Consider the following 24,457-nt stretch of genomic DNA (forward strand, 5'->3'; position numbering starts at 1 on the left):
CCTGTTAACCACGCAGACGATCAGCATCCAGGCGACGGATGGTCAAAGTTAAAAATGTGATGATGAATAAAATAAAGAAGGCCAGGTCAGCGGTATCGAGCAGCCCATTGGCAAATGACTGGAAATGGGTGGAGAAAGAAAACTGCCCTGCTACATTGGTAGGGTCGTTTGCGAAAAAACGCCCCAGGATCATCAGGATAAACGACACAATAAAACTCAAGATACCGGCAATAATAGGCTGGGAAGTCAGGCTGGAAAAGTAAATCCCCAGTGCACAGAAGCTCCCGGTCAATAATAGCAGTCCCAGGGTGTTCGCAATGATGTATCCAAAGTCTATGTCGGACCACAGATTGAGCGTAGATAGCATCAGGCCTATATACAGGATCAGGCTAGACAGGAATATCATCAGTCCTAGAAATTTACCCACGACGATATCGGTAATGGACAGTGGCGAGCTAAACAGAAACGGTAAAGTTTGGCTACGGCGTTCCTCGGCAATCAGGCGCATGGAAAGTAAAGGCACGGCGAACAGCATGATAAAAGAGGCCGAACCATAGACACTCTGCGATACAGATTGCGTAATACCAAACCGCTCGGCCGGTCGAATGGCGCCAGAGGCGACATCCAGGTAATCCGTCACGCCATTGGCGAAGTAGTTACCAAACATCGCCGCAATCACAGCCAGGATAATCCACCCCATAGGCGAGGCGAACATGCTTTGTAGTTCTTTTCTTGCTATATTCAACATACGTGGTCTTTCAATGTAGACAGTCTTGCAGAATCAGCTTAAGCCGCTTTTGGCAGGTCTGACGAAGTGGCAGAGTCATGATAGGTCAGCTGAACGAATACGTCTTCCAGGCTGGTCTGGTCAGGAGCGATATGATACAGCCCCCAGCCATTTTTAACTGCAGCCTGCACAATCGCTTCGTGCGGCTGGCTTCCTTCATGAAAGCGGATGCGCCATAAACCGTCTGCCGCTTCAACCTCTGCGACACCTTCGATGGCAGCCAGCTGCGCAACATCTGGTGACTGACGCAGGCCTACCAGCAATTTGTTACCAATACGCTGCTGTTTCAGCACATCAATGCCGCCATTAAACACCAGCTTGCCTTTATCGATAATCTGCACATGGTCACACACCATTTCCACTTCCGGCAGGATATGCGTAGACACAATCACGCTGTGCGCCTGGCCAATTTCTTTGATCAACGCACGGATATCGCGAATCTGGATAGGGTCCAGACCGACAGTCGGTTCGTCCAGAATCACCACCATAGGGTTATGAATAATCGCTTGAGCGATGCCAACGCGTTGTTGATAGCCGTTAGACAGGTTCTCAATCAGGCGCTTGCTCATGTGCGTTAACCCGCAACGCTCCTTGGCATGTTCAACCGCTTTTTTAATGTGTTTGCTGGAAACGTTATGCAGTCGTGCTGCAATAGTCAGGTATTCGTCTACCGTAAACTCTTTGTACAGCGGGCGCATCTCCGGCAAATAACCGATCAATGCCTTGGCTTCCTTGGGATTTTCTATCATATCGATGCCACAGATTTTCACGCTGCCGGCACTAGGTGCAAGGTTGCCGGTCAACATTTTCATCGTGGTGGATTTACCGGCGCCATTCGGGCCGAGAAATCCGAGTACTTGTCCTTGCTGCAAAGTAAAAGTCACGTCACTTACTGCGGCACGACCTCCATAAAGACGGGTCAATTCAATTGCTTCAACTGTCAAATTTGCCATAATTCTTCCACACACCTGCTTACTCAAGACTTTGCCTGACTCAGGCACAATGATGCACCGGCAAGCAAATTCCTAGACAAAGTTTTCACCAAAAAGTTATAGTGTCTACATCACGTTTTATCAGTGCCTGAAGACTGATGATAAACGTCAATTACAATTCAGTTACAAATCGCACATTATGGATGAACTTGCAGCAACTGTCACGGACTAAACTAAAACTCAGGGATCACTATTGCCCGCTTCATGACCCTCATTGCAGCCTCCATTACAAGACTTATTAAACAGGAATCAAGTATGCCTCAAACCCGCCGCCCAAAGCTTAAACCAACCTTACTGCGCCGCCCGGCGTTGGCGTTGTGGCTTGCATTATTGGCACCCCCTGTCTGGTCTGCCAGCAGCTCTCCCACGATGACAACACCCACTGCCGAATTTGTATACAAATACCTGCTGGGAGAAGTGGCGGCTCAGCGCGGTGAGTTTGTACTAGCCAGCCAGTTGTTCCTTGATTTAGCGAAACAAACCCGCGACCCATTACTGGCAGAACGTGCCACCCAGGCGGCCACCATCGCACGTGCGCCGCAACTCGCTCTGCCTTCCGCAGAGCTTTGGTCTGAACTGGTGCCGGACTCCATCCCTGCCGCACAAGCCGCCAGCCAGTTATTAATCGCCAACGGCGAACTGAAAAAAGCGGTGCCTAATATCCAGAAAGTACTGGCGGATGAGCGCATACGCCCAAGTGCCTTTATGGAACTGAACAGCCTGATGATGCGCGTGACAGATAAGAACAGTGTGCTGGAAACCATCCAGTTGCTGGCTAAACCTTATCCTAAATTGCCTGAAGCGCATTTTGCCATCTCGCAGGCGGCTTACTTTGCGCGCAATGAAGCCTTGATGGAAAAAGAGCTGAAAGAAGCCTCGAAACTGCGTCCTGGCTGGGAAGCACCGGCACAGATCCGCGGCCAGATGCTGACTGAGAAAGACCCGCAAAAAGGCATCGCCTATTACAGGGAATTCCTGCAATCGCACCCGGAAGCTGACCAGATCAGGCTGGCGCTGGCACGCACGCTGCTTTTACAGAAAAATCCTACCGAAGCAAAAGTAGAGTTCACCAAACTGGTGGAAAGACACCAGAACAATCCGGAAATGAACGTGATTGTTGGCCTGCTGGCGCTGGACGCCAAAGAATATGAATTTGCCGACCGCTATCTGCAGCATGCACTGGAAGTCGGATTCAAGGAACCGAACAAGGTCTACTTCAATCTGGGCCGCTCGGCTGCTGAACAGCATGATGATACCCGCGCGCTACAGTGGTTTGACAAAATTACCGATGGTGAACAGTTCCTGGCCGGGAGATTAGCGGCAGCTGCGATTATCGCCCGTCGCGACGGCATCGATGCCGCGATTGCCATGCTGGATAATGTCAGCGGCCTCACGCCTGAACAACAAACCCTGGTTGTGCAAAACCAGGCTCTGCTACTCAACCAGGCCAAACGCACAGATGAAGCTTATGCCCTGCTGGAAAAGGCAGTGCAAAAATATCCGGATAGTCCTGAGCTTTTGTATGACTATGCGCTGAATGCAGAGCGTGTGGGTAATTTCAAGGTGATGGAAGACACCTTGAGTAAAGTGATCCAAATGAAACCGGATTTCGCGGCTGCTTACAATGCGCTTGGTTACTCATTCGCTGATCGCAACATCAAGCTGATCGAAGCCAAAGCGCTGATTGAAGCCGCCACCAAGTTGTCACCTGAAGATCATTACATCATGGATAGCCTGGGCTGGGTTTATTACAGATTAGGCGACATGGGTCATGCCGTTGAGCAATTACGCCGTGCTTATGCCATTCAGCAAGATCCTGAAATCGCTGCCCACCTGGCCGAGGTGTTATGGAAGCAAGGCCAGCGTGAAGAAGCCAAGCAAATCCTGGATAAGGCGCTTTCTGCCAATCCGGAAAACGAAGTGCTTGCCTCTACGGCGCAAAAACTTAAATCACCATTGTAATGCCGCTGCTTTTGAAACTGTCTACGCCCCTGGCCTGGGGCAGAATTGTTGCAAGCTGCTGTTTGGCGTTAGCCGTGGCAGCTTGCAGCATCCTGCCAAAACAGCCAGTGAGCCAGACTGCAAGCGCTGCTTCACAGCAACGCATACAAACGCTCGCAGCAGTAAAACAGTTTTCTTTAGAAGCCAAACTGGCTGTGCAATACAACGGCAAAGGCTATACCGCAAGGCTGGACTGGCAACATGATGGTCAGGAAGATCACATGCGGATTTTCAGCCCCTTAGGTCAGCAAGTCGCGCTGATTCATCGCACTGCAAATTCCGTCACCCTCACCGACCAGGCGGGCAAACAGCATCAGGCTGGTGATGTTGCCAGCCTGACTGAGCGCTTGCTAGGCTGGAGATTGCCACTGGCAGGCCTAAGCCAGTGGATATTAGGTATTCCGCATAATGCCAGCCCATACCAGGCCAGCTATCTTCCTAGTGGCGAACCTGCTACCTTAACCCAGGATGACTGGCGCATAGAATATGATGACTACCAGACAGCTTCAATAAATGGCATCACAGCGTCGTTGCCATACACCACCCGCTTGCAACAGCAGGATGTGCGGCTAAAACTGGTGATTCAGCATTGGTAATAAATCTGTATTAAAAACAGCCGATCATCACAACCTGCGGTAAAAGCCTGCGTTCTAACTAAAGATTCATCCCCAGCTGTCGATAATGGCACTATGAGCCGTTATCAGTTTTCAATCACTTACTATCGCTTTTGGCTAGCCTCCGGCCTGCTAATTCTCGCCTGCTTGCCGTCTATGGATTGCCAGGCTGCGCAATGGCTGTCGATCAAGAAAACAGATCTCAACCAACTGATGGTTGACAAGCAATCACTGGTAGAAGAAAAAAATTACATCAAAGCCTGGGTAAAAGTGGATTACCGCCAGCCGCAAAAAAATGTGGAGTCGGTAGACCGTGTTTACAATCACGCAAAAGCACTATGGTATTTTGATTGCGCCAAGCGTAAAGCAGCGACTATCCAGGTATTTCAATATGACCAGGGTGAACTGGTCTATTCAGCTGGCACTACACTCAAACAAGCCGATTTTATCGAGCCACTGCCTGACTCCGAAGTGGAAATTACGCAGCAATATGCCTGCAAATGGCAAGCCAAGGAAAAGCAACGTGCCGAAGCCATCGCCAATCGGGCGGCCAATCCTATCAAGCCAGCTGTTGCTAACGATAAAGATAAACCGGCCGCTCCAAATAGTGTAGCCGAGCCTGCGACACCGGCTGCAGAGGCTGCACCTGCGGAGAAAACCAGCGCCGCTGATAAACCGGCTGCAGAAAAACCTGCACCTGCTAAAGACGCGCCAGCCAAAAAAGCTGAGCAAGCGGCTGCAACAGAGCAAATCAAAGCATCGGAAAAAGACAAGAACAAAGCCGCCAAGCAAGACAAATCTGCCCAACAAGGCAAAGAGGAGAAACAGGATAAAGATAAAGAAGATAAGTCCTGGGCCTATAGTGGTCCGCACGGTCCTGATAAATGGGGCAGCTTAAACCCTGATTTTGCAGTATGTAATGCCGGTAGCCAGCAATCTCCGATTAACGTGGACAACACCATCACCGCAGCGCTGAAGCCGATCAAACGCTTGCAAAAATTTCCGCTGAAGAATATTGCTTTAAAAGACCACAGCCTGATTCTGGATGCGGGTAGCGGCAATATGATGGTGCTGGATCAGAAGCCTTACCAGTTGAAATATATCAGCGTGCATGCGCCTTCCGAGCACCAGATTAAAGAAAAGTCTTATGCGGCAGAATTGCAAATGGTGCATGAAGATAAGGCCGGGCATCGCGTGATTATTGCCGTCATGCTGGAAGAAGGCACTGCAAATAGCACGCTGGAAACGTTGATCAGCAGCATTCCTAAGGAAAAAGGACAAAGCAAATCTCTGGCGATCCGGGTCACACCGGCAGAGTTGATGCCAACCAAACCGGCTTACTACCGCTACACCGGCTCATTGACCTCCCCGCCTTGTACCGAAGGTGTGCAATGGATCATCATGAAGGAAGCTTTAAAAATATCCAAAGCACAGCTGACCAGATTGCAACAGGCGATTGGCGAACCAAATTTGCGTCCTATCCAGGACAGCCAGGGCCGCATGATTCTGGAATAAGGCCAGGACTTCAAAGTTAGCCTCGTTCCAGAATCAATATGCATGTGCCTTTAATTGAGGCACATGCTTTACAATACGCGCATGGATTCTTCGTTATATTTCGCGCCGTGCAAGCTCAACCTGTTTCTACATATCACTGGTCGCCGTGCCGATGGCTACCATGTCCTGCAAAGCATTTTCCTGCTGCTAGACCATGGCGATGACTTGCGCATTGGTGTACGGACTGACGGCCAAATCGTGCACCAAAACCCGCTCGCCGGCGTGCCGCCGGAAAAAGACCTCGCTGTTCGTGCTGCCCGTGCCTTAAAAACTGCCAGCGGTTGCCAGTTTGGCGCGGATATCCATTGCACTAAACGCATTCCTATGGGGGGTGGCCTTGGCGGCGGCAGTTCAGATGCCGCTACCACCCTGCTGGCCCTTAACCAATTATGGCAACTGAATTACTCGCGTGAGCAGCTGATGCAGATTGGCTTAAACCTGGGTGCCGATGTGCCGGTATTTATTTTTGGCCAAACTGCCTGGGCAGAAGGTGTTGGCGAACAACTTTCGGCAGTCACTTTAACCGCTGAAATGCAGGAAAAATACTATGTGGTGATTACCCCGCAAATTCAGGTTCCAACAGCTGAAATATTTGCACATCAAGCATTGACAAGAGATTCAAAACCATTGAGAATAGCGGACTTTTCAAACGGCGCTAATTCCAGCGCGTTCTGGCAGCAAGCCAGAAACGATATGGAACCAGTTGTTTGTGCACTCTATCCTGAAGTTAACAATACGTTGGCCTGGTTAAAACAATACGGCGATGCTCGTATGAGTGGCTCCGGTGCTTCAGTATTTGTGGCGGTAGACAGTGCAAAAAAAGCAGATGAATTGATTGCAAACAGACCAGAAAACACTTCTGGTTTTTGGGCAAAAGGGTTAAAATACCATCCGCTTTTCAGCTCGGCAAAAGATTAAATTGCCGGCAGTAAAAGTGATAGTAAGAAAAGTTTTTGGGGAGTCGCCAAGCTGGTTAAGGCACCGGATTTTGATTCCGGCATGCGAAGGTTCGAATCCTTCCTCCTCAGCCAAATATAAAGCGTGTAGATTTAACAATTTACACGCTTATTTTTTTGCAGGTTTCTGCCTCCGGCAGGAATTCGGGTTTTAAGACATCGTTTTCGCTGAAAAGGGTACAACGTTGAGTAACGCCAACATGATGGTTTTTACCGGCAATGCCAATCCGGTACTGGCACAAGAAGTTGCCACGCATTTGGGCATTGAATTAGGGCGCGCTGATGTTGGCCGGTTTTCGGATGGCGAAATCATGCTGGAGCTGCTGGAAAACGTGCGCGGCCGTGATGTATTCGTGCTGCAATCCACCAGCTATCCAACCAATGACAGCCTGATGGAAGTCATGGTCATGGTAGATGCATTGCGTCGCTCATCCGCTGGCCGTATTACCGCAGCGATTCCCTACCTTGGCTATTCTCGCCAGGACAGACGCCCGCGCTCTGCCCGTGTTGCGATTACGGCCAAAGTGGTGGCAAACATGCTGACCAGCGTCGGTGTAAACCGTTTGCTGACCATGGATTTGCACTCCGACCAGATTCAGGGTTTCTTTGATATTCCGGTCGACAATATTTATGCAACGCCGATTTTGCTGGATGACCTGGCCCTGCAAGGTTATGAAAACCTGGTGGTCGTTTCACCGGATGTTGGTGGTGTAGTACGTGCACGCGCCGCTGCAAAACAATTGAATGCTGACCTGGCAATTATTGACAAGCGTCGCCCAAAAGCGAACGTTGCCAAGGTCATGAATATTATTGGTGAAGTTGAAGGCCGCACCTGCGTCATCATGGATGATATGGTGGATACCGCAAATACCCTGTGCGAAGCCGCAGCAGCGCTGAAAAATCAGGGTGCGGTGAAAGTGGTGGCTTATGCTACTCACCCGGTACTGTCAGGCGGCGCCGGCGAGCGCATACTGAATTCGGAACTGGATGAGTTGGTCGTGACCAATACCATTGCGCTAAACGACAATGCTCGGGCCTGTAGAAAGATCCGCCAACTGAGTGCGGCAACCTTGCTGGCTGAAACCATCAAGCGCATCAGCCAGGAAGAGTCAGTTTCTTCGCTGTTTATGGACTGAATGTCATAAACAGTTAAGGCTAGGATTAAAGAATAATTTTTACACCACCAGCTGGTCGCGGCGGGTGGATTTTAGTGTAGTACCACCATTTTTCATGGTGTTTTTAGGAGTTTTCCACATGAGTATCGAAATTAAAGCCGTCAAACGTGACGTTAAAGGTACGGGTGCGAGCCGCCGTCTACGTCGCGCTGGCAATGTGCCAGGTGTAGTGTATGGTGGTGAAAAGCCAGCCATCTCTATCGAGTTTGATCATAAAGAACTGTTTATGCAGTTCCGCCACGAAGCTTTCCACGCTTCTATCCTGAGCCTGGTTCTGGATGGCAAAACAGAAAGCGTGTTACTGCGTGACTATCAACTGCACCCAGTGCGCAATACGATTCAGCACATCGACTTTCAACGTGTGTCTGCTTCAGAAAAAATCCACGTTAAAGTGCCTTTCCACTTCATCAATGAAGATGTAGCACCTGGCGTTAAACTGGGTGGCGGTAATATCTCGCACATCCAGACTGAAGCTGATATCAGTTGCCTGGCTAAAGACCTGCCAGAGTTTATTGAAATCGACCTGGGCAACCTGGAAACAGGCCATTCAGTACACTTGTCCGAAGTCAAACTGCCTAAAGGCGTTGAGTTCGTACAACTGGCACATGGTGATGATGCAGCGATTGCAACACTCCTGAAACCACGCGGTGGTGAAGAAGAAGTAGCTGCTGAAGAAGAGGCACCACCAGCAGCTGAATAATCATCGGCCAGGCCGGCGATTTAACGCTAAAATAAACGCGCACAGTTTTGTGCGCGTTTTTTTATGGCGACAGGTTTATTAGGTTGAATTTCCACGTGAAATATATAGGCCACTTATTGCAGCCACTCTTAAAGCTGTGCGCTTTTAATCATTAAAGACAACTCATGAGCGGGATCAAATTAATTGTAGGCCTGGGTAACCCGGGTGAAAAGTACACCATGACGCGGCACAACGCCGGCTTCTGGATGGTAGATCTTCTGGCGCAGCAATCTGGCAGCCGTTTATCGCCTGAAGCCAAACTGTTTGGCATCGCCGGAAAATGGTCGCCACATGCTGACAAATGGCTTTTAAAACCCACAACGTTTATGAATGCCAGCGGAAAATCCGTCGCTGCACTCGCCAATTACTACAAAATATTACCTGCCGAAATTCTGGTGGTGCACGATGAGCTGGATTTACTACCCGGTCAGGCAAAACTCAAGTTCGGCGGCGGCCATGGTGGCCACAATGGCCTGCGGGATATTCATGCAGCATTAAACACGCCTGAGTATTGGCGCTTGCGCATAGGCATTGGTCACCCAGGCAACAAAGCCGAAGTGGTTAATTTTGTATTGAAAGCGGCCAGTAAAAACGAGCAGCAGGCCATAGACGACAGCATCATTAAAGCGACTACAGTGACTGACCTATTGGCACAAGGCCAGTTTGAAAAGGCCATGCTGCAACTGCATAGCAAATAACAACGCCACTATCAGCGGTGCGCTGAATGACTTCACAAACAACCTACTGCGACACGGTATGCTGCTGCCACTGGTGGACCCAATTGACAAAATCATCTGGCCGCAGTGGTTGCGAGAAATAAAAGCCCTGGCCGTGATCACAACCCATATCGCGTAATATTTCTAGCTGGCGCAGACTTTCAATACCTTCTGCAATCACCTGCATGCCCAGGCTGTGAGCCATCATGATAATGGCACGGCACAAAGCTTCATCTTCACTGGAAGTCTCCAGTTCGCGTACAAACGAACGGTCTATTTTGACGTAATTAATCGGGAATTTTTTCAGGTAAGACAATGACGAATAGCCTGTACCAAAATCATCCAGCGCCACCTGCACGCCCGCCTGCTGGTATAACGCCAGGCGTTCACTCACCTGCGAATTGGCATCCATTAACAAGCGCTCAGTGATTTCCACTACTACCATGTTGCGTTCGGTATTGCCGCTTAAAATCTCTTTTAGCCAGTCATGCTGTTTTTTATACTCGGATGCAAACTGCACAGGCGATTTATTAATCGCCACCTGAAAATCAGCATGCAAACTCTGCCGCCATGTGCGGCATTGCTGGATTGCGGTTTTAAAAACCCAGTCACCAATCGACACAATCAGCAAGGTATCTTCTGCAATACTGATAAACTCCATCGGCGGGATAATCCCTTTGACCGGATGCTGCCAGCGAATCAGCGCTTCCGCTTTTAACACCGCGTTGGTTTGCAGATTGACCACCGGCTGGTATTCGAGGAAAAACTGCTGTCCCTTAATCGCCATATGCAGGTCATGCGACAACAGCATGCGGTTTTCGGCGTGCTCCTGCATGCGCGGCGTAAAGTAGGTGAAGCAGTTACCACCCTTCTGCTTGGAGGCATACATGGCCTGATCCACCCGTTTCATCAGGTCATCCTTATTGCTGGCATCATCCGGGAAAATCGCAATCCCGAGGCTGGCGGCAACATATGCATGGCTGTTTTCCAGCTTGAATGGTGTAGACAGGCTATCAATCACCTTCTGCGCAATATTCTCCACATAAGCTGCATGTGCATCGGTGAGCATCAATACAAATTCGTCACCGCCCAACCGCGCCACCAGGCCGTTTTCATCAATACATTGTGTCAGGCGTTGCCCAGCATGTTTCAGTAACAGGTCGCCCTGGTCGTGACCTTGCGAATCATTCACCTCTTTAAAGCGGTCTAGGTCTAGAAAGATAATCGCCAATTTATGGTTATTGTTCTTAACAAGTCGCAATTGCTGATCCAGGCGGTCAAAGAACATGCGCCGGTTAGGCAAGCCAGTCAACGTGTCCACATTCGCGTACTGCCAGATCGCCTCTTCAGACTGCTTGATTTTGCTGATATCTGCCAATGTGCCAAGTACCCGCAATGACTTGCCCTCGTCATCGCGCTTGAACACCATGCCGCGGTCATACACCCACTTCCAGCTACCATCCTTGCATGCCATGCGATACTCCATCGCATAGTGGTCACGCTCGCCATCCAGCACTTGTTGCAGCATGGCCATCGCCGCCGGGTAATCATCTTCATGAATACGCGTATGCCAGCTGCCAGGCTGGTGATCAAACTCATGCGGTAAAAACCCCAGCATGCCTTTCCAGCGGTCAGAATACACAATGCGGGATTCCGGTACATACCAATCCCACAAACCATCGCCGGTACTTTCCAGTGCCAGCATCCAGCGCTGCTCGCTGGTATTGAACTCCTGGTTAAATTTCTCCAGTGCCTGCTGAGTCTGGCTGCGCATCACTGCGAAGTAGGCAATGCCGCCCAGCAACATACTGAGGAAAATCCCCAGAATACCGATGCGGTTGGCCTGGCCATAATCAATTGTCGCTTCAAATGCAGGCGTGGAGCGGGCCCGCAAACTCCACTCCTGCCCATTGATGCCCAGCACATGAGACATGCCGTAAATCGCCTTCAGTGCATGCAGTTGCGATTCGTCGTTGCTGTGGTACAACGGCGTCTGTCCCTTGCCTTTGACCTGATCAAACACATCAAAATGCACATGCCGCTGCTCTGTCTGGTGCAGCGCTTCACTTAAGAAAACCGCCACATCGAAACGCAAAAATACCCAGCCATTCAACATGCGCCTGCGGTCATGCACAGGAATATCCGTCAGCTTGCCGCGATACACCGGCGCATGTAACACATAATGTTTTTGCAGCGGCAAGATATCATCTATCATCGAATGGGTAGCCATTACCAGCTGCCCACCATCCCCAGACGTTAGCAAATCAGCCCTTATCGCTGCATGACCAAAAGCATTCTTGAATAATACTTCACGGTTGGTATCGTTGCGAGGCTCCACATAGATGATAGGCGCGAACTCGTCGCCCTTGAATGTATTGCCACGCTCCTGCAACAGTTTCTGGATAGGCATTTCCAGGTCTTTAAAAGTATCAGGGTGTTGCAGGTTGATGTATTTGATAAATCCGATCGCGCTCAGGCTGGCATCACCGGGGCGCTCGATAAAGTCATTCACGTAGAGTTTGAATTCATCGGCAGAAACATGCTCTGAAGAAATATACAGCTGTTCAACCCCCTTTAATATCTGGCGGTAGGCCTCTATCCTGTGCTGAATATCTTCCGCGGCATTGACGACGGATTGCCTGAATTGTATTTCCTGCAATGCTTCCGCATGGTGACGCTCGCTGATCCACAGCAATAGTGTAGTCAGCACCGCTCCCGAAAATATCACCCCGGCAATCCAGCGCGACATTAGGAGTTGTCGCAACGGCGCCATTTCGAAAAGAAACATTTCTCATCCTTATCCAGGAAGATGCATGACAGGATGATTATGCCCCCGCTGTCATGCAATGTATATTGTCATCATCCTGCCCGCCTGCCTGTATAAAAGCAAGTCATTGCAAGATACTTTTGTTGTATTTCTTTACTAACGGTAAAATATCACTTTTATTCAATGCCAGCCGCAAAAATCTTGTGCGGCAGCACACACTGAAAGCCATTCCATTATGAAATGCGGTATTGTCGGCCTGCCAAACGTAGGCAAATCCACCCTGTTTAATGCAATTACTAAAGCCGGCATCGCCGCAGAAAACTACCCCTTCTGTACCATCGAGCCTAACGTTGGCATTGTTGAAGTACCGGATAACCGCCTGCAACCGCTGATCGACCTGGTCAAGCCGCAAAAAGTCCAGCCTGCCATTGTGGAATTCGTAGATATTGCCGGTCTGGTTGCCGGCGCTTCCAAAGGTGAAGGCCTGGGTAACAAATTCCTCGCCAATATCCGCGAGACTGATGCCATTGCCCACGTCGTACGCTGTTTTGAAGACGGCAACGTGATTCACGTAGCTGGCAAAATCGATCCGCTGGCCGATATTGAAGTCATCAATACCGAGCTGGCACTGGCGGATATGGAAACCGTAGAAAAAACCATGCAGCGCGAAGGCAAAAAAGCCAAAAGTGGCGACAAAGACGCCATCGCACTCATAAAAGTATTAGACAAGGTATTACCGTGCCTGAACGAAGCCAAAGCCGTACGCACACTGAACCTGGATTCTGATGAACTAACATTGCTGAAACCGCTGTGCCTGATCACCGTAAAACCAGTGATGTACATCACCAACGTAATTGAAGGTGGGTTTGAAAACAATCCGCACCTGGACAAAGTATTAGCCCTGGCAAAAACCGAGAAAGCACCCGTCGTGACTATCTGCGCCAAAATCGAAGGTGAAATCTCCGAACTGGACGAAGAAGACAAACTGCTGTTCCTGGAAGAACTCGGCCAGGATGAACCAGGCCTCAACCGCGTCATCCGCGCCGCATACGATTTGCTAGGCCTGCAAACCTACTTCACCGCCGGCGTACAGGAAGTCCGCGCATGGACTGTGAAAAAAGGTGCTACCGCACCGCAAGCTGCTGGCGTCATCCACACCGACTTCGAACGCGGCTTTATCCGTGCCGAAGTGATCGCCTACAACGACTACGTGCAATACAAAGGTGAAAAAGGCTCGCAGGAAGCAGGCAAAATGCGTCTGGAAGGCAAGGAATACATCGTGCAAGACGGCGATGTCATGCACTTCCGCTTCAATGTTTAATTGACTTAAAAGACTGCGAAAACACTATAAACGATTGTTGTCGTCCCTAGACACAACTGCTATAATCGCGGTCTTTCAAATGGTGATGTAGCTCAGCTGGTTAGAGCACAGGATTCATAATCCTGGGGTCGAGGGTTCAAGTCCCTCTTTCACCACCAAAATTTTAAATAAGCCATTGATTTAATAAATCAGTGGCTTATTTTTTTGCCTTGAATTCGGCGATAGGGCTATACATCGTGTCAGCTAATTCCTTATATGGTCACGCCATAAATTAATTTTTATTACTTCGTTAAAGATACTAACTATCTAAAACAGCATTGCTATACTGAAAGGGGATGCTGTGCTTGATGTCATTGAAAATATCGCCTTTGCATCTCTACTTTTCACACTCTCGATAACTTTTTGGAGATTGACCAAACTGCTTCTTAAATGCACGACTGAAGTGTGAAAAATCATTAAATCCACACGTCAATGCAATGTCGGAAATACTCCGATGCTGCAAAGATGGACGCAACATGCTTTGGGCACTCATTGCCAATCGTTGCTGCCAAACGTACCTCATCAAGGAAGTATCTTCCTCAGCAAATAATTGATTGATATAACGGCAAGATAAGCCAGTAGCAGCTGCGATCTTTTCACTATTTAATTCGCTGTCATGCAGGTTATTGGCTATCCACTGTTTGATTCTGAGCAATGACAACGAACGACTGCTGGATAACGGTACAGGAGATTCAGCCAGCTCACTCAAAGTTAATCCAAGTAGTTCAATCACCGTATTGGCACTATGATTAAAGCTTTTCGTTGAGAGATAGTTCAATTGAGCATTCAAATTACGTATCAAGGGTGAAAGTATGGCGCCCATCCCCCGCTCACCATCCAGGCGCATCGCAGTGTAATGCCCAGCCATAGGTAAATGCTGATGCAGTAAAACACGCGGGATAGTCACAATTAGCTTAGAAAAAGCATCAGGACAATGGATACGATGAGGGCGAGTGGCATCGTAGATTGTCATATCACCCGGTTTAAGAAACACCTCTTTACCCTGTTGCTGCAAACTATAACGTCCTTTTAACAATACAACTGCAAAGTAGTTATCAAGATCGGGATGGCTGATTTCGCGTGCCCCTCGCTCTATGGTGAGACTGTTGGAGTGAATGACCGATAACTGAAGATCCTGCCAGGGATAAAGTGTCATCTCATTGAACAACGGCATTGTTGAGGGTGGAATAATCTCGACATCGGCATATTCTCTACCAATCACTTCACGCAACCAGGCTTTGCGATGCCAGGGTTGTATGTCTTCAGTGGTGAATCTGCGCCTAGTTTCAGTTACTAATTGTGAAGTCTGCTGCATCATATCCCTCCTTCTAAAGATGCGAACATCTCAACACGTACGTGAGATGCCTCCGTTTAAGTCAAGTTTTAATACCGTTTCAGTCAAGCGAACAATATGCGGTCGATTATCCTAGCCACTCCCTTAGAGAAAATTAATCAATCACATTCTAATGTTATTTTTTAAATTTAAATAAATACAAATATCTTATTTTGAAATAGTTGGCCACTGAAGGGTACTTAAAAAAAACAAATCATTCGTCATTCTTTGCAGTCACGAAATCAATTCAATATGAAGTCATGCCACGGTAGCTGGAAGTAAACAACTGAGAATAGTGAAATTAATGGGTAGCCTGAGCAGTGCATAGCAACCCAGTGAAACAGGTGAGAGTGAGATGCATATAAATCAATTCGCAGGATTATTTGAATTAAAAAGCTTGGATCAGCTGTCTGTAGCTGTTTTTCGTTGGGCAGAAAGTTACGGCTTTGAAAAATGCAATTTCAGAGTCCTACCAAATAAATTCAGCCCTATGGATAAAGCCTTTGTGCTTACTAATTATGATGACCGATGGTGTTCTATTTATAATGTTTATCACTATTGTGATATTGATCCAATAGTCCAGCATTGTTATTCCTCACACTTCCCCATGCTCTGGGATGAATCTGATTATTCGACGCCTTCACAAGAAATTATGTATAAGCAAGGAGAGAGGTTTGGATTAAATTCAGGCTTGGTATTCCCAATACATGGTGCTAATGGGGAGTTTGGTATGATGAATTTCGCAACGAATACACCAATCAGCAAGATTAAAAAGGAGCATATTTCAAACTCGATTCCTATGCTGTCCCTTTTCAAAGACTATGTGTTTGAATTGTCGAAATCCTTCAACAATCATTTGAATTATCGTTCCGCACACCTGACACCGCGTGAGAAGGAGGTCATCAATTGGTGTGCCGCTGGAAAAACCAGTTGGGAAGTATCAAGAATACTAAGCTGTTCTGAGTCAACTATTAATTTTCATCTCTCGAACATAAGAAATAAATTCAATGTTGGTAGCACCCAGTTGGCTGTCGTCAAAGCAATGCGTTGTGGCTTAATTTCTGTCTGACTGCTGGCAATTAATGGGCACCATCAAGAAAAGCATTTGCCAGTTTCACCCAATAGCTGGCACCCAATGAAATAACATCATCGTTAAAATCGTAACTAGGATGATGCAAGCCAAAATTCCGGCTATTTTTTGCTTGCATGTCGTTGCCAATAAAAGCATAGCACCCTGGCCTTTCAGATAACATGTAAGCAAAATCTTCAGCCCCCATGGTTGGCTCGATATTTGTATTGACGTTTTCAGAGCCTACAATAGCACTCATGATACTTGAGGCAAATGCAGTCTGGTCAGCATCGTTAACTGTAGCGATAGACTGCCGATGAAAACTAAATTCCGCATGACAGCCATGCGCTTGTGCAGTTAACTTTGAAATATCCTCCATACGCTTCTCAATCATATCCAATACTGTCATGTCAAAAGTACGCACCGTACCTCCTATGCGAGCGTGATCGGGGATGATATTAAAACTACTACCTGCTTGCAGGCTAGTCACAGATAGGACTGCGTTGTCTAGCGGAGAAGTATTCCGGCTCACAACAGACTGTAATGCACTGACAATGTTAGCTGCCGCCAGAATAGGATCGATAGTATGTTGTGGCATGGCTGCATGCCCACCTCTGCCATGAACGGTGATGCTAAATTGATTACATGAAGCCATAATAGGCCCGGATCGGGTAGCAAATTCGCCAGCATGAAGACCAGGCCAGTTATGTAAGGCAAACACTGCGTCACAGGGGAATCGCTCAAACAACCCCTCCTCTATCATACGTTTCGCTCCCCCACCCCCTTCTTCTGCAGGCTGGAAGATAAAATTGATGGCACCCTTGAAAGTTCGGTTCAAAGAAAGATATCTCGCGGCTGCAAGCAGCATAGTGATATGTCCATCATGACCACAGCCATGCATTTTTCCATTGTTGTGTGAGCAATGCGAAAAGGTATTGTTTTCTTGCATTGGCAAAGCATCCATATCCGCACGCAAGCCAATAGACTTAGCTCCAGCCTGCCCTCGGAGTACGCCTACCACCCCTGTTCCAGCAATCTCTCGATGAACTTCCAAGCCCCACTCCTCAAGCATGCCGGCCACCAGTTTGCTAGTGTCGTACTCTTCAAACGCAATTTCAGGATGAGCATGTATGTGGCGACGGATACTCTTGAATGCATTGGACTGTTCCACAACATCAGGAATAAGATTCATCATGATGGTCATGAACCTTCGTAGGTGGGGCAGGCAGGATAAATCCCTCGATAATTTTTATAAGCATATGGCCCGTACTGAATGGGGGGATATGCCTTACCGGGCAATCCTTGCATGGTAGAAACAGGCTCAATCACACTGTCGTAATTAGGCTGAAAAAAGAATGGTAAGGATAAGCGGGGAATATTGGTAAGCACACGGTGTTTAGTCGCGACATACGCATCTCTGGACCAGTATTGCAACATGTCTCCTATGTTGCAGATGTAAGCATTTTCTATCACCGGCGCATCAAACCAAATATTGTTTTTACTCAGAACCTGCAAACCGGGATTGTTTGCTAATAAAATCGTCAAACAGCCGTAATCGGTATGGGCCCCACAGTTATGGTCACCGATTTCAATACCCTCCATACGCTTTTCAAGTTCTGGCATTTTCTTTGCCATCTGTCCTATTTCGGATGATTTAGGATAATTAACCGTACGGAATTGCCAGAATGAACGTCCATTGAATGCATTGAAAAAGTAATGTTCATCAAGGTTTAGGCTAATGGCGATACCTCGCATGAGATCAAACCCCAGCCGGTTCATCTCGTCTATATACCGCGTCAAAATACCTTGGTAACCATCAATCTGCGGCCAGATATTAGGGCCATGCATAGGCATTTTCGCTAAAACTTCCGGTGCATTTGGTGGAAAATCTACGCTGAACTCCATCAACTCATAAGAATTACGTTTCCCGTCTGCAAGTTCTGCTAGCACTGGGGAATAGCCGCGAAAGCATTTACTATGTTTTTCCATTGAATAATCTAACTTGGCATCCAAAGGCTGAGAAAAGAAGGTGTCGGCCATTTCAAAGGTCTGCTGTATCAGCCCTTCTTCAATACCATGGTTCTTTATATAGAAAAATCCCACTTCCCGGCACGCCCTGCCTAGTTGCTGCGCAACTTCAGACAATCCTGTTGTTCCCGGCTTTCGCAAGTCGGCAATGTCAATAATCGGTATTTCTAATTCCGTGAAATGATTGTCGTCCATTGTCCCCTCCCTCGATATGGAAAGGGATCATATGCGTTTCCCTGAAGACATACACCTAGCACATTTACTAGGTTAATTCACCGCTTCCAATTCCTATAATCCAATGTAGTTTTCCTGCAAACAGGATATACCCAACAACCTCATCGACATTGGGGCTATCGCCTCGAATAATGGGAGAGATACTGTGCAAGATACGATTGCTGCAATTGAACAACCAGTAAATTTACTCGACTTCAGCAGGAATGTAGACCTATACGAACTCATCACACCCAAGTTTTTTTTGGCGGATGAATTACTTGATATGCGCGAGCAATTTGCCCGCTCTGGCTACGTCAAGCTGCCTTCATTTCTCTCCAAAGATGCTTTAGCTGTGTTTCGCGATGAAATGGAGCAACTTGAGTTTTTCGCATCCCGCAAGAAGTTCGAAATGCCAGGCTACCAGACTCCCCGCAAACTTTCAGTCGCCGGAGGTAGCCAAATTAAATCCTACTCCCCTGTACTTTACACTTTGTACCATCACTATGCGTTGCGTGGTTGCGTTGAACAGCTCACAGGTCGCCGCATTTATACATGTACACATCCTGAAGAGTATATGGTGGCCAATTTCCTGCATAACAGTGGAGACACTCACGGCTGGCACCTGGATGACCCGGCCTATGCCTTGATTATTTTTGCCGAAAGCCCATTGGAAGGAGGTGGAGGCGAAGTTGAGTTTATTTCTAACTGGCAAGATATTTGCAGGCGAAAACAGCGCCAGCCGGATAGCAATATTCAAGATCTCATTTTGTGGGCTGAAGAGAATGGGATGGTGGACAGACACTCACACAACAGTGGCGACGCCTATTTGTTAAGGGCTGATATCAATTTGCATCGCGTATGCCCGCTCAAGCGCTCAGGTGAACGCCGGTCAGTGGTAAACCTGGCATTTCAATCGACACCGGTAGCGGATTATGGGCGCACAGCGACACTGCTGTACGGCCTGTCGGATGCAGTGTGAAGCAATGCTCAGGAGACGACAAGTATGCATATAACCAATGATGCCATGCAGGCAAATTTGATTAATGATGACCTGAGCACCAAGCTGGTTTGGTGTTTCAGGGATTTTGAGTCACTTAAAATTCAGGAGCTTTATGAAATCCTGGCACTCCGAGAAAGTATTTTCATCGTCGAACAAGATGTGCCTTACATCGACATTGATGGTAAGGACATGCAGTGTACACATTTAATGGGTTATCTGAACAATGAACTTGTCGCTTATCTTCGTTTGGTGCCAAAAGGGTTATTTAAACCCGACAGTTTTAGCATGGGCAGAGTGGTATTAAAGCAATCATTACGAGGCGGGAAGATAGGTCATACCCTGGTTGGACTAGGCCTGGAATATTTGGACTCCATACGCCATGGAACGCCTATTTGTATTTCTTCCCAGTTATACCTCAAAAACTTTTACAGCAAGTTTGGATTTGTCGCAGAAGGTGAGCCCTACATCGAAGACCGCATTCCACATATTGCTATGACTAGAAACTAGGAGCGCATATGTTTAAAACATTCTGGATCAAACACCGTTCAAGGCTATATGCAGGATTAACTTTATCAACTCCCTATTTATTTTTCGCGCCCAAATTAATAGGCGTGGCGTTTACATTGCTAGCTTATCCATTGGTAATGTTCATCAGCCTACAAATCATACCGCGATATATCAAAGGCATTCTGGATGTTGAAGATGTGGTGAATTTAAAGTTGGGCTTTCTGACCCCGGCTCGGGTGTTAAGGCTGATATGGCATATTCCTCTAGTGTTATTAATCCAGGCAATAGCCACCTCATCGGCTGCGAACGGGGTATTCATACTCATCCTTATAATGGCATCTTCCGGATTGCATTCACTAGCAACCGCCGCCGCCTACAGGGGATGGGGCGATAGAGCCGGCAACTCATTACTGGCATTTTGTAGCGCATCCATACTTATTACCTTAATTTTGATTAAGCCAGTGGCCTTACTGCTAGCGATTGGTCTAGCCGTGCAATGGATTTTTACGCTGGTTGAAAGCATCTGCTCTGATTTTCGCTCTATGTTCTATCCAAAGCATGGAGTAGGTGTGTTTTTTGGAAGCTTTAATCCAGTCCATAAAACCCACGTAAAGATTTTGCAACAAGCTATCCAGCAGCGCGGTTTACGCAAGGTTTATATACATCCTACTACCGTTCCCAAGTTACATAGAGTGGCATTGGAAAAAGGAGAACTCAGTATGGTTGAGGAAGCGGGAATGCGCGTATATAGCACTACTAAGCTGGCTGACCCCCATAAACATTACTTCCCAACCGGCCGAAAATTTTATGAATATGAGTTACGCCAGCAATTACTACAAGCCGCGATATTTGATGCAGGTCTTCAGGATAAAGTTGAAGTGCTCAATCTTCCTCATATTTATGATCATGGTGGTTTTTTTGCTTTGCTGGACATAGTGAAAGAAGCCTTGGCGCCAGGTGAACCACTGCATGGCATGCATGGTAGCGACGTGGGTGGAATATGGGTACGTAACATCTTTGAGTTATCAGGTGATATCTATCCTTATCCAGTTGTGCGCTCCGACTGCATTTCCGCAACGGCTATTCGGGAAGGCGCTGTGGGCTATACCACGCCAACGATTGAAGCATTTCTTGAAGCGACAAGAGCCGGCAAAGACTTTGTTTTCCCCACAGGTTATCGATTTAAGAACAGTACTATGGACAGGAGATTGGAATGAGTGCATCCACCGAAATTACTATCGTTGGCGCAGGACCGTATGGGCTTTCTATTGCTGCACATCTCAAACACCTGGGCCTCAGATTCCGCATTATAGGTAGCCCGATGCATACCTGGCGCATACATATGCCCAAGGGCATGCATCTGAAGTCTGCAGGATTGTCTGCCACTCTTTTTGATCCAGAACACAAGTTCAGGCTTAAAGATTATTGCAGGCAAAATAACATCCCTTATGAGGATGAGGGCTTACCCATTTCCCTAGAGTTATTTACCAAATATGGCATTGCCTTTCAACAACAGTTTGCGCCTCATCTTGAGGAGGCAAAAGTAGTCAAGATGGAAAAACTGCGTGATGGGTTTGAATTGACTTTAGACAACGGCGACCAGTTCACTTCTGGCAAGGTGATACTTGCAGTGGGCATTGACTATTTCCGCTACACGCCTGCTGCCTTGAAATCCTTAAATGAGAGGCATTATTCCCATAGCTCGCAACATCATGAGCTCAGTCATTTTTCAGGTAAAAAAGTAGCGATCATTGGCAGCGGCTCTTCAGCGATAGATATGGCTGTATTACTTAATGAAATTGGTGCAAAGCCCACACTGTTAGCTCGGCGCAGCACTTTAAACTTTAATCAGAAAGAAGGCCGAGTCAGGGGACTATTGAGCAGAATTTTAGCGCCTATGTCGGGTTTGGGACCTGGATGGCAGAACCTGTTATGTGCATCCGCTCCAGGGCTTTTTCGCTATTTGCCCGCGCAGGCGCGCATCCGTATTGCCAAGAATTTTCTTGGCCCATCCGGTGCCTGGTTTATACAAGACCGCCTGAATAAAGTACCGATTATATTGGGGCAGCACCTCATTTTGGCACATTCACTTGCAGATAAGGCCTCTTTACGCTTTATCGACAGAAACGGTAAAACTTCCGAAATAGAGGTTGATCATGTGATTGCAGCGACCGGCTACAAAGCCAGCCTGGAGGGTATTCATTTCTTGAGCCAAGGAATACGTAAGGAAATACATCTCATAGGAAATACCCCCCGACTAAACCGGCATTTCGAATCTAGCGTACGCGGGTTGTATTTCGCCGGACCATCTACGGTCAATAACTTTGGTCCTCTGATGCGGTTTGCCCTGGGCGCGGGATATAGCTCAAAAATCATATCCCGACATTTGGCAGATGAGTTAAGCCAGGTGCAACGCCCTGTCGCCCATCAGCAAGCAGGCATTACTGAGCAATACTTAAGATGACACTTGTCAAAAAAGTCATCCATCAGTTGTGGCACAGCCCCGTGCTGCTTTTACTTTACACGGCCTCAATCTGGGGTTGTAATGCCATCGCTGCCAAAATAGCAGCAGGCAACATTTCGCCTATGAGTTTAGTCATGCTGCGCTGGCTAATGGTGTGCGCAGTATTGGCTATATTCCTGCGAGAACCCATACACCGTCACATGCCACTACTCAAAGCTAACTCCGTGCGCTTTCTTTGGTTGGGATTTGCAGGATTCACCGGGTTCAGCGCTCTATTTTATCTCGCAGCGTATAAAACCTCAGCCGTCAACATCACCTTACTTCAAACTTCCATGCCCCCTTTTATCATGCTTGGGGCATGGCTTTACTTCAAAGAGCAGATCAATAGCATTAGAGTCATTGGCATGTTGATGGCTTTGTTAAGCATGGTATTCATTGCATCTCATGGCCATTTGGAAACTCTGCTACGGCTTTCTTTCAATCTGGGCGATCTTGCGATGATACTGGCATGCATGCTGTATGCCCTTTACACGCTTTCAATTCGTACAAGGCCAGCATTACCGGCATTAGTATTTTTTTTCGGTATGGCTATCGGCGGCCTGCTTACATCCTTACCACTCTTCATAGTGGAATTGGCAGCAGGCTATACCTATTGGCCAAACTCTACAGGCTGGTGGGTGTTGCTGTTCGTAACGATCGGGCCTACCTTGACAGCACAATTAGCGTATATGCGAGGAGTAGAGTTGATCGGCCCCTCCCGCGCTAGCTTGTTCCCTTGCCTGGTTCCGGCATTGGGGGCGATGTTCGCCGTCATTATCTTAGGTGAGCCTTTCCTGCCGCACCACGTAATAGCACTGGTATTGGGATTAACCGGAGTTTACTTGGCAGAAATAAGAGTGAAGCTCATGAAACCAGGAATTGCATAAACAGAATAGATACTTAAGAAGTGGCGCTATTAGCGTTACGGTTAATCAAAACAAAGACTTCAAGGGAAAACAAAAAATGAATGAAGATAAACATGCAGGCAATGTGATTTTATTGAGAACAGCCTGTATTACATTACTTACCGGGCTGGTGCTTGCATGGTGCCTGGTCATGACGCGAGGCATGAAAATTCCTTACATGCTGAATATATTCCCTAGTACCGAAAACCTGCTCTCTGCCCATTTAGACTTTTTGATGATGACCATGTTGTTATTAGGTTTTTACGCATCAAAAATCAGATTACCCAAATTTGTTATTTGGCCAATGGCACTTGGTTCTATCGGCAACCCAACGGCTTTCCTTGTATTAGCAATGGCCCCCAAAATTCAATCACTGACTTTTATGGTGTTCCTCTACACAACCTTATCTTTAACGACCTTTGGTTATGGGATGGCCGCAATTAAAACACTGAGATTCTCACTCAAATAAATGGACGTTAGAGTAAAGCTATAGAACTTGGGGTTATTCCACATGGGCATTGCTTTTAAAAACTCGCATACGCAATATGGTCTGATCGCCAGGATTTTGCATTGGACCAGTGTTGCGATGCTGTTAACGCTTATTGTGGTGGCGAGTCAGTTTACAGATCAAGCGCCTAGTCCTGAAAAACAGGAATTGATCAACCTGCACGCTTCAATAGGCATCATGTTATTTATACTCATGATCACTAGGTTCACATGGCGAAACCTGAATCCAAATCCTATTCACTCTTACAGCATCAAAAACTGGCAAAAACTGCTCGCGCTTTCCCTTCACCGATCAATCTATGTGATCATCATTGCACAATGTGTTTTAGGTGTATTGATGTTGCTGACAGGAAGCGAAGTACTGCATTTTTTCAATATATTTGATTTACCGCCATTGCTTGAAAAAGCTTCCATTTACGAAAAAATATTAGGTTTTCACTATTTCATTTCAGTCATGATTTATCCCCTGTTCGCTATCCACATTACGGCGGCCATCTATCATCAAATTTTTGGTTTAGTAGAAGAAAAACCGATTGCAGAGTAACGATAGAAAACAGATGCACATAAGTTTTTAAAGCCGCCCAGCAAAGCATTGAAAAGGCAGTTGAGAAGTTCAAAGAAATCGTATCAACTAGTGTAGCTTCGCATGGGACTCTGGCGACAATCTAAAAAGCTTCACTGACCTAAAAAGCTTTAAAATAGTGTACTTGAATTCATCAAAATCTATTTTG

Annotated in this window: 22 protein-coding genes and 2 tRNA genes; 18 read left to right on the top strand and 6 right to left on the bottom strand. The window is 47.3% G+C overall.

Translation table 11 applies throughout. The annotated features are described in order from the left end of the window. Nucleotides 1-4 precede the first annotated feature (4 nt). Both ASG24_RS03560 and ASG24_RS03565 read right to left on the bottom strand, forming a co-directional pair. Nucleotides 5-748, bottom strand: a complete 744-nt coding sequence (locus ASG24_RS03560; protein WP_055826367.1) for an ABC transporter permease — start codon at nucleotides 746-748, stop codon at nucleotides 5-7. A 38-nt stretch (nucleotides 749-786) separates the two neighbouring features. Next, nucleotides 787-1,740, bottom strand: coding sequence for an ATP-binding cassette domain-containing protein (locus ASG24_RS03565; protein ID WP_055867901.1), 954 nt, complete (start codon nucleotides 1,738-1,740; stop codon nucleotides 787-789). Nucleotides 1,741-2,034: 294 nt separating this feature from the next. On the opposite strand from ASG24_RS03565, the gene ASG24_RS03570 reads away from it, so the two are divergent. From ASG24_RS03570 to pth, 8 genes are all read left to right on the top strand, one after another. Then, on the top strand, nucleotides 2,035-3,741 hold the full coding sequence (locus ASG24_RS03570) for a tetratricopeptide repeat protein (RefSeq protein WP_229007776.1): 1,707 nt from the start codon (nucleotides 2,035-2,037) through the stop codon (nucleotides 3,739-3,741). Nucleotides 3,742-3,815: 74 nt separating this feature from the next. Beyond that, entirely contained in the window at nucleotides 3,816-4,376 is a 561-nt protein-coding gene (lolB, locus tag ASG24_RS03575; protein ID WP_235562291.1) for a lipoprotein insertase outer membrane protein LolB, read from the top strand. Nucleotides 4,377-4,469: 93 nt separating this feature from the next. Further along, nucleotides 4,470-5,909, top strand: coding sequence for a carbonic anhydrase (locus ASG24_RS03580; protein WP_200936962.1), 1,440 nt, complete (start codon nucleotides 4,470-4,472; stop codon nucleotides 5,907-5,909). An 81-nt stretch (nucleotides 5,910-5,990) separates the two neighbouring features. Next, entirely contained in the window at nucleotides 5,991-6,866 is an 876-nt protein-coding gene (gene ispE / locus ASG24_RS03585) for a 4-(cytidine 5'-diphospho)-2-C-methyl-D-erythritol kinase (RefSeq protein ID WP_055868444.1), read from the top strand. 36 nt (nucleotides 6,867-6,902) lie between these two features. Beyond that, nucleotides 6,903-6,979: transfer RNA gene (locus ASG24_RS03590), tRNA-Gln, on the top strand. Nucleotides 6,980-7,104: 125 nt separating this feature from the next. Further along, the gene (locus tag ASG24_RS03595) at nucleotides 7,105-8,040 is read left to right on the top strand and encodes a ribose-phosphate pyrophosphokinase (protein WP_055867909.1); all 936 of its coding nucleotides are present in this window, start codon (nucleotides 7,105-7,107) and stop codon (nucleotides 8,038-8,040) included. Nucleotides 8,041-8,158: 118 nt separating this feature from the next. Beyond that, nucleotides 8,159-8,779, top strand: a complete 621-nt coding sequence (locus ASG24_RS03600; RefSeq protein ID WP_055826376.1) for a 50S ribosomal protein L25/general stress protein Ctc — start codon at nucleotides 8,159-8,161, stop codon at nucleotides 8,777-8,779. Between the two features lie 164 nt (nucleotides 8,780-8,943). After that, nucleotides 8,944-9,516 (top strand): aminoacyl-tRNA hydrolase, encoded by a 573-nt coding sequence (gene pth, locus ASG24_RS03605; RefSeq protein WP_055867911.1) that lies wholly within the window; start codon nucleotides 8,944-8,946, stop codon nucleotides 9,514-9,516. A gap of 43 nt (nucleotides 9,517-9,559) precedes the next feature. Here the strand turns inward: pth and ASG24_RS03610 are convergent, their stop codons facing one another. After that, nucleotides 9,560-12,322 carry an EAL domain-containing protein gene (locus tag ASG24_RS03610; protein WP_055867913.1) on the bottom strand — a complete coding sequence of 921 codons (2,763 nt, stop codon included), beginning with the start codon at nucleotides 12,320-12,322 and terminating at the stop codon, nucleotides 9,560-9,562. Nucleotides 12,323-12,536: 214 nt separating this feature from the next. On the opposite strand from ASG24_RS03610, the gene ychF reads away from it, so the two are divergent. Both ychF and ASG24_RS03620 read left to right on the top strand, forming a co-directional pair. Continuing rightward, entirely contained in the window at nucleotides 12,537-13,622 is a 1,086-nt protein-coding gene (gene ychF, locus ASG24_RS03615; RefSeq protein ID WP_055867920.1) for a redox-regulated ATPase YchF, read from the top strand. Nucleotides 13,623-13,703: 81 nt separating this feature from the next. Further along, a tRNA-Met gene (locus ASG24_RS03620) sits at nucleotides 13,704-13,780 on the top strand. Between the two features lie 218 nt (nucleotides 13,781-13,998). On the opposite strand, the gene ASG24_RS03625 is transcribed toward ASG24_RS03620, so the two are convergent. Beyond that, the gene (locus ASG24_RS03625; protein WP_235562292.1) at nucleotides 13,999-14,979 is read right to left on the bottom strand and encodes a helix-turn-helix domain-containing protein; all 981 of its coding nucleotides are present in this window, start codon (nucleotides 14,977-14,979) and stop codon (nucleotides 13,999-14,001) included. A gap of 370 nt (nucleotides 14,980-15,349) precedes the next feature. Here ASG24_RS03625 and ASG24_RS03630 point away from each other — a divergent pair, with 370 nt between their 5' ends. Then, on the top strand, nucleotides 15,350-16,063 hold the full coding sequence (locus ASG24_RS03630; RefSeq protein ID WP_055867927.1) for a LuxR family transcriptional regulator: 714 nt from the start codon (nucleotides 15,350-15,352) through the stop codon (nucleotides 16,061-16,063). A 10-nt stretch (nucleotides 16,064-16,073) separates the two neighbouring features. Here the strand turns inward: ASG24_RS03630 and ASG24_RS03635 are convergent, their stop codons facing one another. Then, the gene (locus ASG24_RS03635) at nucleotides 16,074-17,267 is read right to left on the bottom strand and encodes a M20 aminoacylase family protein (protein ID WP_235562293.1); all 1,194 of its coding nucleotides are present in this window, start codon (nucleotides 17,265-17,267) and stop codon (nucleotides 16,074-16,076) included. After that, entirely contained in the window at nucleotides 17,264-18,286 is a 1,023-nt protein-coding gene (locus tag ASG24_RS03640; RefSeq protein WP_055867934.1) for an isopenicillin N synthase family oxygenase, read from the bottom strand. The genes ASG24_RS03635 and ASG24_RS03640 overlap by 4 nt, the downstream gene beginning before the upstream one ends. A gap of 184 nt (nucleotides 18,287-18,470) precedes the next feature. Between ASG24_RS03640 and ASG24_RS03645 the strand changes: the two genes are divergently transcribed. The 7 genes from ASG24_RS03645 to ASG24_RS03675 are packed head-to-tail and all read left to right on the top strand — an operon-like array spanning nucleotide 18,471 to nucleotide 24,270. After that, entirely contained in the window at nucleotides 18,471-19,283 is an 813-nt protein-coding gene (locus tag ASG24_RS03645; RefSeq protein WP_055867940.1) for a hypothetical protein, read from the top strand. A 24-nt stretch (nucleotides 19,284-19,307) separates the two neighbouring features. Further along, nucleotides 19,308-19,811: a GNAT family N-acetyltransferase gene (locus ASG24_RS03650; RefSeq protein ID WP_055867941.1), complete on the top strand. Its 504-nt coding sequence runs from the start codon at nucleotides 19,308-19,310 to the stop codon at nucleotides 19,809-19,811. 8 nt (nucleotides 19,812-19,819) lie between these two features. Further along, nucleotides 19,820-21,028 (top strand): hypothetical protein, encoded by a 1,209-nt coding sequence (locus ASG24_RS03655; protein WP_055867944.1) that lies wholly within the window; start codon nucleotides 19,820-19,822, stop codon nucleotides 21,026-21,028. Further along, the gene (locus ASG24_RS03660; RefSeq protein WP_055867946.1) at nucleotides 21,025-22,275 is read left to right on the top strand and encodes an NAD(P)-binding domain-containing protein; all 1,251 of its coding nucleotides are present in this window, start codon (nucleotides 21,025-21,027) and stop codon (nucleotides 22,273-22,275) included. The genes ASG24_RS03655 and ASG24_RS03660 overlap by 4 nt, the downstream gene beginning before the upstream one ends. Further along, nucleotides 22,272-23,201: a DMT family transporter gene (locus ASG24_RS03665; protein ID WP_055867948.1), complete on the top strand. Its 930-nt coding sequence runs from the start codon at nucleotides 22,272-22,274 to the stop codon at nucleotides 23,199-23,201. Before ASG24_RS03660 ends, ASG24_RS03665 begins: the two co-directional genes overlap by 4 nt. Beyond that, the gene (locus ASG24_RS03670; RefSeq protein ID WP_235562294.1) at nucleotides 23,194-23,688 is read left to right on the top strand and encodes a hypothetical protein; all 495 of its coding nucleotides are present in this window, start codon (nucleotides 23,194-23,196) and stop codon (nucleotides 23,686-23,688) included. Before ASG24_RS03665 ends, ASG24_RS03670 begins: the two co-directional genes overlap by 8 nt. A 42-nt stretch (nucleotides 23,689-23,730) precedes the next feature. After that, nucleotides 23,731-24,270 (top strand): cytochrome b, encoded by a 540-nt coding sequence (locus tag ASG24_RS03675; RefSeq protein ID WP_055867954.1) that lies wholly within the window; start codon nucleotides 23,731-23,733, stop codon nucleotides 24,268-24,270. Nucleotides 24,271-24,457: the final 187 nt, after the last annotated feature.

It is taken from the genome of Methylophilus sp. Leaf414, assembly GCF_001425425.1.
In the GTDB taxonomy this organism is placed as follows: Bacteria; Pseudomonadota; Gammaproteobacteria; order Burkholderiales; family Methylophilaceae; genus Methylophilus.